This is a genomic window from Nitrospiria bacterium, assembly GCA_036397255.1.
Taxonomy (GTDB): Bacteria; Nitrospirota; Nitrospiria; order DASWJH01; family DASWJH01; genus DASWJH01.
Genome location: DASWJH010000057.1, coordinates 1 through 14,945, shown reverse-complemented (window position 1 = coordinate 14,945; position 14,945 = coordinate 1). Strand labels below are relative to the sequence as shown.

Here is a 14,945-nt window from a genome sequence, read left to right as displayed (position 1 = left end):
AATTTAAACTTGCTATTCCCCGTAGCTCGCTACGGGGTGACCGCTTAGGTTCCCCCTTTAGAAAAGGGGGATAAAGGGGGATTTGAGGATTTAGCTTTTCCTCTGAATACCCCGCAGTCTTGCTGCGGGGATTTTTATTTGTGAAATAAAATAATGGCATGCGGTGACTTTTTCTCCTTTGCCAGAGCGTGCCATCGTTGATAAGCAAATATCCGTTCAATAAAGTTTTCTCTGACCTTAGGATCATTCAGCCGCCCCTCCTCCTCAGCCGGCAATAGAGGCAAGTGGAATAACAGAGCTGCTGCAAAGATCCCCCGGCCATTTAAGGAAGGAATTTCCTTCTTTCCATAGACTTTTACCCGCTCCAAACCGCAGCTTGGAGATTTCTTTTTGAGCACATACCCACTCAAATTAAACCCTTTGAGCTGTTTTACCCTCCGCTGGGAAAATTGCTGCATCGGCTTTGTCCAGTCCCGGCCGGATTTCTCTCCGATTAACCGTGGATTCTTTAAAGCACCAACCAACCGGACAGATTCCATGGGAACACCCATTCCTGCTTCCATTTCGGGGCACACAGGAACCCACTCAACAAACCATCCAAGAGTCTCAACCAAAAAGACATCTCTTTTATGCTGGCCGTCAAATCGGACCTTTTCTCCCAATAAACAACTGCTAATGCCCATTCGAGGTTTCAACCTTTTACAGCCTTTTTTTTTAATTCGTTACTTAACAAAAATAAATGATCTTTTTATCGTCAAAAGGAAAGAAACATTTCAATATTTTATTTGTTCAAGGTAAATATATCTGTAATACTAGTGTTTGTCTAATGTTAAGTAGCTTTAACTATTGATATAGTGGACATATTCTTGTTAAATAAAATAAGACATTAAACAAACTTAGGTCGAAGAGGTCTCTCAAAGAGAAAGGAGGCCACAATGAAAAAGGATTTTAAGGTTCAAAAAAGCCAACCCAATAGGAAAAAATCAATCCAAAATTATAAGAAAGGAAAAAAATCGGAACTAAAAATGATAGAAAAAACCCGGTTGCGGCTTTTTAGACCCCTCCCTGGAACAGAGATCTGTCCCAGGTGCAGCGGACTCATGGTGAAAGAATATTGCTTCGATTACCGTGATGATAGCGGTAAATTAGCTTTTTTAGCCTTTCGATGCATTTTGTGCGGGGAGAGGATTGATCCCATTATTATTAAAAACCGTCATCACCGCCCAATCAGAAGACAAATTCAAAGGGAGGATTCGGTCACCTTTCTTAAAAGAACCTCAAAAAAACAAAAAGATCCCCAAAAGAATTAACTGAATTTTATGATTCTCCTCCCAATTGGGAAGGAGGTTATTACTTTTTGGATTTGCCAAAGGAAAAAAAAGGCTTTTATTTTGGTTGGTTTTCGGGATGATGGCACTTTAATGGAACCGTTCAACCTGTTCCCATAATAAATAAGCGACTTTTTTAAGGTCAAACGGCCAGGCATACCAAAATTTGACTGAGGGATATGTTGAGCGCAAATCCTTCATAATCTCTGGGACCTCAAGTTCAGAATGGGATCCTCCGGGAGTAAGCATTGAAGGAATCACTGTAATTTCTTCTACTCCCGAGGACACAAACTGCGAAACGGCCTCCTCTAACGTTGGGGCACAAAACTCATTAAAGGCTACTTTAAATTGGGCCTCACCCAGGAGAGGTTTTAATTGGGCCCCCAAGGATTCTAAACCCGCCTTATAAGGATCGGTTTCCGACGTTCGAGGCCAATTCCGGATCTTGCTATCCAATTCCATTTCCTCAGGAGTAGGTTTTAACCCTGAGGAAGAGCGTTGCATTTCAAGGCGTTTGAGTTTAGCAATCAACTCATAAGGAAAATCTTTCGGAACTCCCCCATGGCCTACTAAAATAACCCCTTTTTTACTTTTATTCCTTTTTTTTTTCATTTCTTTTTTCCTTATATTTTTTCTTCCTTCATTTTTTTCTATGACCGCTGGGCCAGTTTTTTATACCAACTAAAAAGTTTTTTCTCCAGCATCTCTAAATCCGCGAGAACGGGAATATGATGGGCTTCTAATAGATGTTTCACCTGCTGGGCACCCGCACCTCCCACCCAAATTGGACAAAGAGGTAAAATCTCTTCGGAAAGATCTTTGATAATGGACTCCCATGGATTTTCTGAGTTTGCTACTGTAATGGATAGAAGAACAAGGTCTGAGTGAACTTTTTTACAAAGCCCGGCTAAGGAGGAAATAGGAACATCACCCCCCAAATAATAGACACGGCAGCCCCTTATTCTGCAAAAATAAGCAACGGATTGCGCCCCAATCTCATGGTTCTCTCCAGGAGGACAACCCACAATAATACTAGGTCCTTCCTCTTTTATCCTAAATTGATTCATAGCGGTAAATATTTTTTGTTGGACCTGTTTGGTCACGTAATGCTCAATTGAAATATCCATTTGCCCTTCATGCCAAAGCTGCCCAACGCGCTTCTGCAAGGGAAGCAAAATGGCAAACATGGCATCCTCAAAAGGAATTACTGCAACGGCGCCATTTAATTTCCGTTCAAAATTAACGAGATCCAGGGGCTTTAAACAGTCCATGAGATCATCCAAAAGCTTTTCCATGGGGGATTCCGAAACCGCAGGTAGAACCGAAGATTCCCTCATCTGTCGAATCAACTCTTCCCTGCCGTTTTCAGCCAAGGACCCAATGCTAGCCCCCTTATCCATCTCTCTTTTCAAATACCGAAGCAGTGCCACATCTTCATCAGTGTATAGGCGGTAACGGTTAGGACCTCGCCTCGGTTTTAGGATTTCATAACGCTTTTCCCATACCCGAATCACATCCTTTGAAAGCCCTGTTAATTTTGCAACTCTCTGAATTCTATGGGTATTCATAATGACCGGTTGGATATTATAAGGATTTGTCTAACTTATGTCAAATAAAATCTACAAATTTATTGACAAACATATGACGCAAAGCTTATTATCCATTAAACATTAGATATTGTATAGACAAAATAAGGAAATTAAAAAAACTAAAGAAAAGAACCCTTATATTCAGTTTTTTGAAGAACCAATGAAATCCAAAAGGCAATTCTTTGTCTGCTTTTTAATTTCATTCTCTAAACAAAAAACCAACTAGGGATTAAAGTCACTTTAAACTCGAAAGGAAAAAAAATGAAAATGAGATATTCATTGGCAACATTAACTACAATTTTTTCTTTATTGTTCGGTCTGGCGGGTCTGGGATCAACTCAAGAGAATCATCAGGAGATGGTCTTGATCCCTTTTGGTGAATTTACCATGGGCGGGCATGGCCACTCTGATGATGGAGCACCAAGTGGTTTTAAGTCCGTTTTTTATTGATAAATACGAAGTCTCCAATAAACGGTATAAAACATTTATGGATGCAACGGGCCACCCAGCTCCCGCCTATTGGGATGATCGCCGTTTTAATAAGCCAAATCATCCTGTGGTGGGAGCGAATTGGTATGATGCCAAGTCTTTCTGTGAATTTGAAGGAAAACGTCTTCACACAGAGGCAGAATGGGAAAAAGCCGCCCGGGGACCTGATGGAAGACAATTTCCCTGGGGAAATTCAAAACCTACCCCGGAGCATGCAAACTTTGCAATCGATTGGAAAGGCATTAAAAGCCTCCGGCCCGCAGGGTCCACACCCAAAGGAAAATCCTATTATGGGATTGAAGATATGGCGGGAAATGCCCGGGAATGGGTCCAGGATTGGTATCATCCCCAATCTTATCTAAGAGGCCCCCTGCGAAATCCAAAAGGACCTGAAAATGGAATTCTCAAAGTGGTTCGAGGCGGTTCTTGGCACAATGGCGTGAATGATATCCGGGTACCTTCCCGGGGAAAAGGGGGATTTGCCCTTAAGACCGACGGCATCGGTTTTCGATGCGCAAAGGACATGGAATAAAGAAAACAAAAAAAACTATGATCCATTTAAAAAAGGGATAACAGTATGGACACAAAACCTCTCGCTTTGATTATCATCGCAACTGAAAAAACGGTCCCGAAAGGATTAGGACAACGATTAAAGAGTTTACAGCCCTATTCCATCACCTTCAAGACAACCAATCCAACAAGGGAACTTAAAAAACTAAACGAACTAAATCCCTCCTTATTTGTTGTGGAAAATAAACAAATTAAAGGTGAAACCACAACTTTTTTGGTCAAACTAAAACTTTTTTATCCTGATTCAAAGGTATTGGTTATTACTGAAGTGTCTTCTTTGGGAGAATGGTTGGAATTTCTAAAGATAGGAGTAAGGGGAATTCTGCAAACCGGTTTCGAGGGTTCGTTATTACTTAAAGCTTCTCAAGTGGTACAGGAGGGGGGTATTTTTCTTGATTCTAAATATGTTGGAACCTTTATTACCCAATGCGAGGGAAAAGTAAAAAAATTAGGAAAAAAACCGGAGGGAATTTTAACCGATCAGGAAAAGATTGTTCTTAAATTAATTGCAGTAGGCTACACCTCCAAAAAAACAGCTTCTATTCTTAAGTTGAGTTCTAAAACAGTGGATACCCATACCGCCAACTTAATGCGAAAAACACACATTCACCACCGGACTGATTTAATTAAGTATGCCCTACGGAACGGAATCATTTCCCTTGAGGGTTAAAATTTTTTTAAAGGATGAGAAAATAAAGAGGATGACTTCCTAGAAAATATTTTTTAAATTACCGAAGGGTTTCGATAGCACCGATTTCAAGGTCAAAACTTCGGTTGCATTGAGTGCACCGGGCACCCACATGATCCCGCACAACATCCATCGCACTCACGCGCAAAGAGGAGGAATGGCCGGTAATACAATTGGTCAGGTGTTCAAAAGCATTTTCAATGGCTTGAGGCAAGGTACTGGAAAATTGAAGAACCGATAATCGATGCTCCATTTCACATGAGGAACAATCCATAATCACTTCAGCGGGAGGTCCTATTTTACGGAAAAATAAGGTCTCTCGGTGGGCAGAAAAACACTGTTGGGCAAAAGCCCCGCTTTTATAGATGGAAGACATTACAGCTCCTTTTTCTCTTTCGTAAAGGGAGGAGGCATTAAAAGCCGTTCCACTATTTCTCCCTTAATGAGGTGTTTTTGAATAATTTCTAAAACATCTTCCCGTGTGGGAACAGAATACCATGTTCCTTCCGGATAAATCACCACGCTGGGCCCATATTGACAGGCATCTAAACACCCCGCTTGATTGGCCCGAACTTTCCCTTTTAATCCCAGGCGTTTCACTTCGGTTTTAAATAATTCCCGAATCTTCTCCGACCCTCTCGCACTACAACACCCCCGGGGATCGTCAGGCCCCCTTTTATTTTCACAAATAAAAACATGATGGGTAAACCGGGACATGGTCTATTGAAGCTCCAATGGAACTTGCTCTTCAGCGTGGTATGAACTCCTCACTAAGGGACCCGATTCCACATGGTGAAAACCCATTTTCAAACCCTCTTCCTTAAACCGTTGAAACTCATCCGGGTGATAAAATCTCACCACCGGAAGGTGCTGCACGGTGGGCTGGAGGTATTGTCCTAACGTTAAGATATCGCATTGGATTTCACATAGGTCCCGCATAACCCTTTGAACCTCATCATATTGCTCCCCTAATCCTAACATCAACCCTGTTTTGGTCACAACCCCAAAATCCTTAGACCGTTTTAAAAGCTCAATAGATCGTCGGTACTTCGCTTGAGGGCGAACCAGCGAATAAAGGCGGGGAACGGTTTCCATATTGTGGTTTAAAATATCGGGTTGGGCATTCAGCACCAAATCCAAAGCCCCCCACACCCCTCTAAAATCAGGTATCAATACCTCTATGGTTGATGAAGGGGATGCCACTCGGATTTGTTCAATGGTTTTCGCAAAGACAGAAGCCCCACCGTCATCCAATTCATCCCGATTGACCGAAGTCACCACCACATGCCGAAGCCCAAGACGTCCCACAGCATCGGCGACACGATAGGGTTCTTCCAGATCCAGTTCCGTAGGCCTTCCACTCTGAACCGAGCAAAAACCGCAACTGCGTGTGCAGATATCCCCCAAAATCATAAAGGTGGCCGTTCCCTGATTCCAGCATTCCCATTGATTCGGACATTGGGCCTCCTCACACACAGTGTGCAGGTTCAATTGGTTTAAAGTTTCCTTTAAATGCCGGAACCTGGGCCCGGTGTTGAGTTTAACCTTAAACCAAGGGGGAAGACGTCTTCTTCCTTTAACAAACTCGGGTTGTTTCATCTTTTCACTTCAAATGTGAATGGCCTCATTATAAACCGCACCCCCGGCTTCCATCACCGCTTCGGAAAGGGTGGGGTGAGGATGAATGGAGGTTTTCATATCAAAAGAGGTGGCCTCTACCATCCGGGCCAAAACCGCTTCTCCAATCAGTTCAGTCACTTCAGAACCTATCATATGAACCCCTAGGATTTCACCATATTTGGCATCTGCAATTATTTTCACAAAACCTTCTGTTTCCCCCAATGCCAATGCTTTCCCATTTGCTTTAAATGGAAATTTTCCGATACGGATTTTCCGGCCGGCCTTTTTGGCCTCCTCCTCCGTCAACCCCACGCTGGCCACTTGAGGCTGGCAATACACACAGCTGGGAACATTTTGATAATTGATTTGAGTTGGTTTTTTTCCGGCGATCTTCTCTACCACGAAAACACCTTCTGCCATGGCACTGTGAGCCAAAAGGGCTTTGCCCGCCACATCCCCGATGGCAAAAATCCCTGAGCTGGTGGTTTGAAGGTCGGAATCGGTTTTGATATACCCCGTCTCCACTTTTACGCCTCCCTCCTCCAAACCTAAACCTTCACTATTGGCCTGACGCCCGGCGGCCACCAAAATTTTCTCCACCTCTAGGGTTTCGGCCTTCTTTCCGTGGGTTAAGGAAACCCCCAGAGCCTGCCCAATTTTTTTAACGTTTTCCACCCGGGTTTCCGTTAGAACCCGAACGCCTAACTTTTCAAGAGCCCCTCTTAGGTGCTCTGAAACCTCCCGGTCTTCATTGGGTAAAAGAAAGGGCGTGATCTCTACCAAGGTCACCCGAACACCATAAACAGAAAATACGTAAGCAAACTCAATTCCCGTGGCTCCCCCTCCAATAATTAAGAGAGATTGGGGAAGTTTTTTCATTAAAAGGGCTTCATCGCTGGTGACAATATCACGACGGTCAATTTCCACACCTGGCAATGGCCGGACCCGCGTGCCTGTGGCAAGGATGATTTGGTTTGCTTTCAGGTCCTTTTCTTGTCCATTGCTTTCCTTGACACTGACATGGCCCGCCCCAAGTAATTTTCCCGTTCCCTTGATTAAATCCACTTTATTTTTCTTAAATAAAAACTCAACCCCCTTGGTTAAACGTCTGACCGCTTTCTGGCTCCGATCCACCGCCACCCCGAAATCGGCTTTGAGGTTATCAAAGGAAATTCCGAACTCGGCACCCCGCTTAAATAGCGATAAAACCTCCGCATTACGGATTAATGCCTTGGATGGAATGCACCCCTCATTCAAGCACACCCCTCCCACATTTTTTCGCTCGATCACCCCCACACGGAGGCCCAGTTGGGCGGCCCGAATGGCAGCAACATATCCGCCGGGACCTGCCCCAATCACAAGAAGATCATATTGGGCGGTGGGCATCTTGATGCTCCCTTATACAGTAAGAAGAACGGGATGTTCTAAGATTTTCTTGCATTCTTTGAGAAATTGCGCGGCCTGTAGACCATCGATCACCCGATGATCACAGGAAAGGGTGGCTTTCATCCGAGAAGCAACTTCGATCTTTCCGTTTTTAACAGTTGGAACCTCACGGATACTCCCGAGGGCTAAAGCGGCGGATTCCGGCGGTGTTATAATGGCAACAAATTGTTCCACATCGACCATTCCTAAATTGGAAATGCTGAAAGTGGCCCCGGTATATTCCTCAGGGTTTAATTTTCGAGTACGGGCCCGTTCAATTAAGGTCTTGGATTCTAATGCAATTTGCCGGAGGCCATTCTGCTCACAATGTCGAAGAACCGGGACAATAAGCCCATCCTCCAATCCCACTGCGATCCCAATATCCACCGACCCGTGGAATCGGATCTTGTCCCCCAAAAACGAAGCGTTGACTTGAGGAAACTTTTTCATGGCAATAGCCGTCGCGCGAACCCAAAAATCGGTTATTCCGATCTGGATTTCCTCCCCAAGGGTTTCTAAAGATCCCTTCATGGCCAGGCATTCTCCCATATCGATTTCGGAGGTAACATAAAAATGGGGAACCGGCCCTTTGCTTTGAACCATCTTGCTGGAAATGGATTTCCGCATCATGCTCAGGGAGTGATCCTGAAATCCTTTTTCCATGGGTGGGGAAACTATCCGTGGTGGTTTCATGGTGGACCCTTTTAAAAAGGATTCAATATCTTTTTTAACAATCCTTCCTCCTGGCCCGGTTCCTTCAATAAGATTTAATTCAATGCCTTTTTCCCTGGCCATACTGCGCGCCAGGGGCGAGACAATCACCTTTTCATTTACGTTGATTGAAACGTTCTCCTGGCCATTAGGGGGTCCTTTCCCACGAATGGGAGAAGGTTCTTTTATTCCTAAGCTTTTGGCCTGTTTTTCCGGTTTTTCTTTTGATACGCTTTTTAATACATCCGGGGAAACTTCTTCATCCTCATTGGCAATGACCGCAATCAATTCCCCTGCGGGTACAACGGCTTTTTCTTCAACCAGAACTTTTTTAAGTATTCCCGAGGCGTAGGCTTCCAGATCCATTACCGCTTTATCGGTTTCTATCTCCGCCAACACATCCCCGCTCTCCACACGGTCCCCTTCGTGTTTATACCATTTGAGGAGAACCCCTTCCTCCATGGTGTCGCTCAGTTTTGGCATCACCACACGGCTGGACATCTATCTTTTCCTCTTGATTGGATTACTATACCCTGGACGATTTTAAAAAGGAAGGCCATTTAGGGCCTTTTAATCTTCCTTATTAAGATAAAGGACTTTTTTAACCGCCTCTTTAATTCGCTCCGGAGTGGGAATGGCGATCCGTTCCAGATTCTTGGCATAAGGCATCGGGATATCAAACCCGGTCACCCGTTCAATGGGCGCATCCAGGAAATCAAAGCATTTACCGTAAAGAATAGAAGCCACTTCAGCTCCAACCCCGGCGAAACGCCATCCTTCCTCCACAATCACCACCCGGCCGGTTTTTTTCACGGAGGAAACCAGGGTATCAACATCCAAGGGCTTCAAAGTCCTGGGATCCACCACCTCACAGGAAATCCCTTCTTTTTCGAGTTCCTTCGCCACCTGAAGAACCATTAAAAGGATTTTGGACCAGGCGATCAAGGTCACATCACTTCCGGTGCGTTTGACTTCCGCTTTCCCGATGGGAATCAGATATTCCTCTTCCGGAACCTCCCCTTTACTGCCGTAAAGCTCTTGCCCTTCAATGAAGACTAGGGGGTTATCCTGTCGAATCGCACTTTTCAGCAAACCTTTAGCATCATAGGGTGTGGAAGGGGCAATCACTTTTAAACCTGCCACATGACAAAACCACGCCTCCAGACTTTGTGAATGCTGTGCACCCAATTGCCGGGAAGGTCCACCGGGGCCACGAATCACAAGGGGAACTTTGAACTGGCCCCCGGACATATACCGGATCTTCACGGCATTATTGACGATCTGATCCAGGGCCAAAATTGAAAAATTAAACGTCATCATTTCGATGATGGGCCGGAGCCCCACCATCGCCGCTCCGATTCCCGCAGCGGTAAATCCGGCCTCGGTGATGGGGGTATCCACCACCCGCATGGGTCCGAATTCATCCAATAACCCTTTGCTGACTTTAAAGGCCCCGTTGTAAAACCCCACCTCTTCCCCCATGAGGAATATTCTCTCGTCCCGCTGCATTTCCTCTCGGAGGGCTTGATTGAGTGCTTCACGATAAAGAATAACCGGCATAGGATCTCCGATTTAAGAAAACACGTCTTCTTCCAGTGAACTCTCCGGAGGGAAAGCACTCTTCTCAGAAAAATTCACGGATTCCGTCACCTCTGTTTGAACCTCTTTTTCAATCTGTTTGAATTGGGAAGGGTCTACGATTTTGTCTCTGATTAGTTTCTTTTGAAGAAGAAGGATGGGGTCCCGTTTTTTCTGCTCATCGATCTCCTCTTTGGTCCGGTAATGCCCATGGGAAGGATCGGACATAGAATGTCCCATAAAACGGTAGGTCCGCGCTTCTAGAAATGTAGGAAGATGCTTGTCTCTTGCAACGTCAACGGCTTTTTTGACATGGTCCCGGATTTCTAATACGTCCATTCCGTCCACTTGGTCCCTTTTCATCTCATACGCACAAGCCGTTTGAGAAATATCATATAAGGAAGACGCCCTTTCTACTGGGGTTCCCATTCCATAACGGTTATTTTCGCAAATAAAAATCACCGGAAGTTTCCACAAAGCGGCCATATTTAAGGCCTCGTGAAACATTCCGGAATTCACCGCACCTTCTCCAAAAAAACATAAAACCACTTGATCGTGTTTCTGGTAATTAATCGCAAACCCCACTCCAACGGCAAGGCCGATATGTCCCCCAACAATGGCATACCCTCCAAGAAAATTTCTTTTCACATCAAACAGGTGCATGGAGCCGCCTTTTCCTTTAGACACCCCCGTTTCTTTTCCAAAAAGCTCCGCCATGATGGCTTTCGGATCAGACCCCTTTGCAAGGGCATGGCCATGATCACGATAAGCGGTCAGAACATAATCATCCTCTCTGATGGCCGCCATGGCACCCACCGCCACCGCCTCCTGCCCGATATATAAATGGCAAAACCCCCCGATCTTTCCCAAGGCATACATCTCAGCCGACTTTTCCTCAAACCGTCGAATGAGAAGCATATCCCGGTACATTTTGATCAGCTCTTCTTTAGGAAATTTTTGAAGATGCTGGGCCATAACATGCCTCAAGGGGAAAAAAAACCTTCGATGAAATTTTATAAAAAGGTCTAAAAACCTAAAAAACCAAACCGGGTTCGCGAACCGTATGTGGGAGGGAACATGGTGCCCCTAAAGATACACAAGTGATTGACATTTATATATTTACCATTTGGAAGGGAACATTTATAATCTTGCTCCAAACGCCAAATTTTGTCAATAATTGAAGAATTCACATTCAACATGTTATATTAAATTAAATTTATTTATCCAAGGGATATGGACTCAGACGAAAAGAAAAAAGAAAGACTGATCGCCAAAAAAGAAGAATGGGCCAGGGAGAAAAGGGGATTGTCCCAGCAGGCCCGTGAAGAAGGGGTTTGGGTCCGGCAAAATCCTTTGGGAAGGCCAACGGTCAAATCCAAACTTCCCCCCGGCCAGCACTTGGTTCAAGGCTTTCCTGTTCTGGACTTGGGAACACACCCCGAGATTCCCTTGGAAAGCTGGCAACTCACCATCACAGGTTTAGTCAACCGCCCTGTGACCTGGACCTGGAAAGATTTTGAAGCACTCCCAAAAACTCAGGACACCTCTGACTTTCATTGTGTGACCACCTGGAGCACTTTCGACAACCGCTGGGAAGGGGTTTCTTTCCGGCATCTGATGGAAACGGTTCAACCCCTTCCCGAAGCCGTCTTTGTCTATTCACCAGTTATGATGGGTATACCACTAACCTTCCTCTGAGTGTCTGTAATGATGAAGATGTAATGCTGGCTTACCAATGGAACGGTCAGCGCCTAACCAAAGAATACGGGGGCCCGGTCCGGATGCTGGTTCCCAAAAAATTTGGCTGGAAAAGTGCAAAATGGGTAAAGGAAATTGAATTTTTAATCCGGGACCGTTTGGGATTCTGGGAGGTTCGGGGTTATTCCAATACCGCGGACCCTTGGACTGAGGATCGGTACTCATAAAAGTCATATAAAACAAATTAATTTCAAACCATCTTCTTACTTTTCACTTCAATCAATTCCACTTCATAACGGTCAGGGGCATCGATAAAAGCAAAGCGGTTTCCTGACGAGGTAACGGTTGGACCATCGGTAATCTCCACCCCTTTCCTCTTTAAATCGGCAATGCTCTCATCCAGATTTTCAACCTGAAAAGCCAGATGAACCAAATCTTCCTGAACCTGTACCGGACCGCTGGAGGGGAAAGAACACAACTCAATCTGCTCATCACTTCCCGGCACCTCCAGAAAAGCCAATTTGGAACCACGGGGAGACTGATGCCGTTCCACCACTTTTAATCCTAAAACCTCTGTATAAAATTTAATGGTTTCTTCCAGATTGCTCACCCGCATTCTGGTATGTAAAAGTTTTTTAATCATTTTTCTTATTTCCCCTTGTTCGATGAACCTTTTGTTTTAACAGAGGACTGCATGAGTCCGTCCGCCTGCTCCGGAACAAACCCTTCATATTGGTTTCGTTCGGTCAGCTCCAACACCGAATAGGCCTCTCCCTTTCGAACCTCAGAGGCGGAAAAAATCTGCCGGAGCCTTGTCCCCCGGGGACCCACAATATCCCCCGAAAATTCAACCCCTGCTTCTTCCATTACCTTAATGGCTTCTTCAATATCCTGAACGATGATGGCAATATGATGAAGGACATTGTCTCCAAAAACAGAAACCCAATGGGGAAGAAGGCTTTTTTTCCCACGCTCATCGGTATACGCCTGATCGATAAAAATGGATGGAAACCCGGGCTTCCTGTAAACCTTGGCCCACCAACCTTGATCGGAATATTCAATATGCTCAGCGCAGTATTCAAACCCGTTTTGAAGAAATTCCTTCGCCCGTTCCTCAACATCCATACATCGAAAAGTAATATGATCGATAATAACAGGCCATCCTTTTCGTCCGGCTTGCTCCACAAAAATCCGGGCGGCCTCGTTGGATTCAAAATATTCCCTTAAAAGTCCTTGAAGGATCGGGTCCTGAATACTTGTTATGATTTTTTCAACTCTCTGGTCCATAACCATCTCCTCCATTGCACTCAATTGAAGTTACTTAGTTTCCATTAATTTCATTATATGCCGTTCCACCGATTCGGCAAGCGCATGAAGGTCATACCCTCCTTCCAGACAGGAAACGATTCTTCCCTCACATAAGGAGTTGGCCACCCCAACAACCGATTGGGTAAATCGTCCAAACCCATTGGAGGAAACATTCATTCCCGCCAAAGGATCACCCCGGTGGGCATCAAAACCCGCTGAAATAAGAATAAATTGGGGACGAAACGTTTCCAGTTTGGGTAAAATGATCCGGTCAAAAACCGTTTCATATTCTTTATCCCCAAGGCCCGCTTCCATTGGACAATTTAAAGTAAAACCTTTCCCCTCCCCTAATCCTTCCTCTTCCTCCCGTCCGGTCCCCGGATAGAGAGGAAACTGATGGGTACTGATATATAAAACCGTGGGATCATCATAGAAAATATATTGGGTTCCATTCCCATGATGAACATCCCAGTCAATTATGGCGACCCTTTCCAGTTCATATTGTTTTTGAATATAACGAGCGGCCACAGCCACATTATTAAACAGGCAAAACCCCATGGCCCGCTGGGATTCCGCATGATGTCCCGGAGGGCGAACCGCACAAAAGGCATTTCGGTATTGGCCTTTCATGACGCCATCCACCGCGCCGAGGAGTCCTCCTGCGGCTACCAAGGCTGCGTTAAAAGAATTGGGAGATACCGGTGTATCCGGATCCATATAGTGGATCCCTTTCCCCGAAGCAGACACACGGATAAGATTGACATGCTGTGGGGTATGAACCTCTTCGACCCATTTCAAAGAAGCCGGTTCGGGGTTGACCTGAATGAGATGTTTCAGGACCCCATTTTTTTCCAAACGAGAAAGGATGGCTTTCAAACGGTCTGGTCTCTCAGGGTGGGAGAAACCCGTATCGTGCTGTAAATAAATGGGGTGTGTAATGAACCCTGTTTGGGTTTTTTCCCCTTTTATTTTTTCAACCATGTGATTTCCTTCCTGATTTAGACCCATACTCGGTTTGATCCACCTGATTCAGGTAAGCAAAACCTTTTATCCTCTCGGCGCATTTGTTGCAATCTCCGCAATGGTAACCGTCCACTGGAGAAATACAGGAAAAGGTAAGATGCAATGGCAAATCCCCCCCCCGCTCCAATACCCCCTCTTTGGAAAGCGTTGAAAAAGGAGCGATCACCTCCAAAGAAAAATTAAGCCCTGTGGATAATATCTCCCCAAACCTCTTTAGGAAAGGGAGGGACCCATCGGGAAAAGGGTTTCCTTTCAATACCCCAATGGCCATGGTCCCAATATGATTCATACTGCAGAAAACAGCGGCTTTGGATAGAAGAATAATATTCCTTCCGGGAAGATAGACCGATTCATCGGGTGATTGACCATCGGGAATATTCTGCCCATTGATCCCCCAATGAGAGCCATAGACATCCGCCATGGGCAAATCCAAAACCGAAAGAGGAGCAACCGCAGCCTGTGCCGTTGCTTCCAAAAAACGCCTCAGCCAGGAAAGCTCGGTGTCTTCCCATAGGAGGCCGGTTCGAATATACAATGGGTGGACCTTCGCATAGGCTTTTCTCAGTTGCTCAACAAGAATACAGCTATCCAAACCACCGCTGATTAAAACACAGACCTGATTCCCTTGCGGGGTTGATCTAGATTCGTTTTCCATCAGAATGCGATCTTAACAACCGTCCTCTATGAATGTCAACACATTGAAATTTAATAAGAATTTGGAGGAGGAGCAGACAAATGAACTAGGAGAAGAACCCCATTTGCTTCGGTTGAGGATTTGGGTACTGTCAAGTATTTTGTGTGAATTTAGTGAACCAGTGTAATCTATGATTCACCCTGCCCACCGGCGTTTTCCTCCAAGCCAGCTCCATCTTTAATGCAATAAAAGCCAGAAGTCTGTAACAAGAACTTTCTCCTGCC

General features: G+C 45.1%; 19 protein-coding genes. 5 read left to right on the top strand and 14 right to left on the bottom strand.

The features are described 5' to 3' along the window. Positions 1-134: 134 nt before the first annotated feature. Positions 135-695 (bottom strand): DUF523 and DUF1722 domain-containing protein, encoded by a 561-nt coding sequence (locus VGB26_07935; GenBank protein ID HEX9757717.1) that lies wholly within the window; start codon positions 693-695, stop codon positions 135-137. A gap of 240 nt (positions 696-935) precedes the next feature. Here VGB26_07935 and VGB26_07930 point away from each other — a divergent pair, with 240 nt between their 5' ends. After that, positions 936-1,310, top strand: coding sequence for a hypothetical protein (locus VGB26_07930; protein HEX9757716.1), 375 nt, complete (start codon positions 936-938; stop codon positions 1,308-1,310). A gap of 108 nt (positions 1,311-1,418) precedes the next feature. On the opposite strand, the gene VGB26_07925 is transcribed toward VGB26_07930, so the two are convergent. Both VGB26_07925 and VGB26_07920 read right to left on the bottom strand, forming a co-directional pair. Beyond that, positions 1,419-1,940: a CbiX/SirB N-terminal domain-containing protein gene (locus VGB26_07925; protein HEX9757715.1), complete on the bottom strand. Its 522-nt coding sequence runs from the start codon at positions 1,938-1,940 to the stop codon at positions 1,419-1,421. A gap of 38 nt (positions 1,941-1,978) precedes the next feature. Next, positions 1,979-2,896: a MerR family transcriptional regulator gene (locus VGB26_07920; GenBank protein ID HEX9757714.1), complete on the bottom strand. Its 918-nt coding sequence runs from the start codon at positions 2,894-2,896 to the stop codon at positions 1,979-1,981. A gap of 397 nt (positions 2,897-3,293) precedes the next feature. Here VGB26_07920 and VGB26_07915 point away from each other — a divergent pair, with 397 nt between their 5' ends. Both VGB26_07915 and VGB26_07910 read left to right on the top strand, forming a co-directional pair. Further along, a complete protein-coding gene (locus tag VGB26_07915) occupies positions 3,294-3,938 on the top strand; it encodes an SUMF1/EgtB/PvdO family nonheme iron enzyme (protein HEX9757713.1) in 645 nt (214 codons plus the stop codon). 45 nt (positions 3,939-3,983) lie between these two features. Beyond that, on the top strand, positions 3,984-4,646 hold the full coding sequence (locus VGB26_07910) for a response regulator transcription factor (protein HEX9757712.1): 663 nt from the start codon (positions 3,984-3,986) through the stop codon (positions 4,644-4,646). Positions 4,647-4,704: 58 nt separating this feature from the next. On the opposite strand, the gene VGB26_07905 is transcribed toward VGB26_07910, so the two are convergent. From VGB26_07905 to pdhA, 7 genes are all read right to left on the bottom strand, one after another. Continuing rightward, positions 4,705-5,040, bottom strand: a complete 336-nt coding sequence (locus VGB26_07905) for a hypothetical protein (GenBank protein ID HEX9757711.1) — start codon at positions 5,038-5,040, stop codon at positions 4,705-4,707. Continuing rightward, positions 5,040-5,381 carry a (2Fe-2S) ferredoxin domain-containing protein gene (locus tag VGB26_07900; GenBank protein HEX9757710.1) on the bottom strand — a complete coding sequence of 114 codons (342 nt, stop codon included), beginning with the start codon at positions 5,379-5,381 and terminating at the stop codon, positions 5,040-5,042. The genes VGB26_07905 and VGB26_07900 overlap by 1 nt, the downstream gene beginning before the upstream one ends. 3 nt (positions 5,382-5,384) lie before the next feature. Beyond that, positions 5,385-6,263 carry a lipoyl synthase gene (lipA, locus tag VGB26_07895; GenBank protein HEX9757709.1) on the bottom strand — a complete coding sequence of 293 codons (879 nt, stop codon included), beginning with the start codon at positions 6,261-6,263 and terminating at the stop codon, positions 5,385-5,387. Positions 6,264-6,272: 9 nt separating this feature from the next. Then, positions 6,273-7,670: a dihydrolipoyl dehydrogenase gene (gene lpdA, locus VGB26_07890; protein HEX9757708.1), complete on the bottom strand. Its 1,398-nt coding sequence runs from the start codon at positions 7,668-7,670 to the stop codon at positions 6,273-6,275. Between the two features lie 12 nt (positions 7,671-7,682). Then, positions 7,683-8,921: a dihydrolipoamide acetyltransferase family protein gene (locus tag VGB26_07885; GenBank protein ID HEX9757707.1), complete on the bottom strand. Its 1,239-nt coding sequence runs from the start codon at positions 8,919-8,921 to the stop codon at positions 7,683-7,685. 69 nt (positions 8,922-8,990) lie between these two features. Beyond that, positions 8,991-9,980: a pyruvate dehydrogenase complex E1 component subunit beta gene (locus VGB26_07880; protein HEX9757706.1), complete on the bottom strand. Its 990-nt coding sequence runs from the start codon at positions 9,978-9,980 to the stop codon at positions 8,991-8,993. Between the two features lie 12 nt (positions 9,981-9,992). Beyond that, positions 9,993-10,973, bottom strand: a complete 981-nt coding sequence (pdhA, locus tag VGB26_07875; protein ID HEX9757705.1) for a pyruvate dehydrogenase (acetyl-transferring) E1 component subunit alpha — start codon at positions 10,971-10,973, stop codon at positions 9,993-9,995. 258 nt (positions 10,974-11,231) lie between these two features. Between pdhA and VGB26_07870 the strand changes: the two genes are divergently transcribed. Together VGB26_07870 and VGB26_07865 are read left to right on the top strand one after the other, a co-directional pair. Further along, complete coding sequence (locus VGB26_07870; protein ID HEX9757704.1) at positions 11,232-11,696, top strand: molybdopterin-dependent oxidoreductase; 465 nt, start codon at positions 11,232-11,234, stop codon at positions 11,694-11,696. Beyond that, a complete protein-coding gene (locus VGB26_07865; protein ID HEX9757703.1) occupies positions 11,588-11,923 on the top strand; it encodes a molybdopterin-dependent oxidoreductase in 336 nt (111 codons plus the stop codon). The genes VGB26_07870 and VGB26_07865 overlap by 109 nt, the downstream gene beginning before the upstream one ends. 23 nt (positions 11,924-11,946) lie before the next feature. Here the strand turns inward: VGB26_07865 and VGB26_07860 are convergent, their stop codons facing one another. The 4 genes from VGB26_07860 to VGB26_07845 are packed head-to-tail and all read right to left on the bottom strand — an operon-like array spanning position 11,947 to position 14,682. After that, positions 11,947-12,339, bottom strand: a complete 393-nt coding sequence (locus VGB26_07860; GenBank protein HEX9757702.1) for a VOC family protein — start codon at positions 12,337-12,339, stop codon at positions 11,947-11,949. 5 nt (positions 12,340-12,344) lie between these two features. Beyond that, the gene (locus VGB26_07855; protein ID HEX9757701.1) at positions 12,345-12,983 is read right to left on the bottom strand and encodes a hypothetical protein; all 639 of its coding nucleotides are present in this window, start codon (positions 12,981-12,983) and stop codon (positions 12,345-12,347) included. A gap of 30 nt (positions 12,984-13,013) precedes the next feature. Then, on the bottom strand, positions 13,014-13,985 hold the full coding sequence (locus VGB26_07850; protein ID HEX9757700.1) for a histone deacetylase: 972 nt from the start codon (positions 13,983-13,985) through the stop codon (positions 13,014-13,016). Then, the gene (locus VGB26_07845; protein ID HEX9757699.1) at positions 13,978-14,682 is read right to left on the bottom strand and encodes a 7-cyano-7-deazaguanine synthase; all 705 of its coding nucleotides are present in this window, start codon (positions 14,680-14,682) and stop codon (positions 13,978-13,980) included. Before VGB26_07845 ends, VGB26_07850 begins: the two co-directional genes overlap by 8 nt. Between the last annotated feature and the right edge of the window lie 263 nt (positions 14,683-14,945).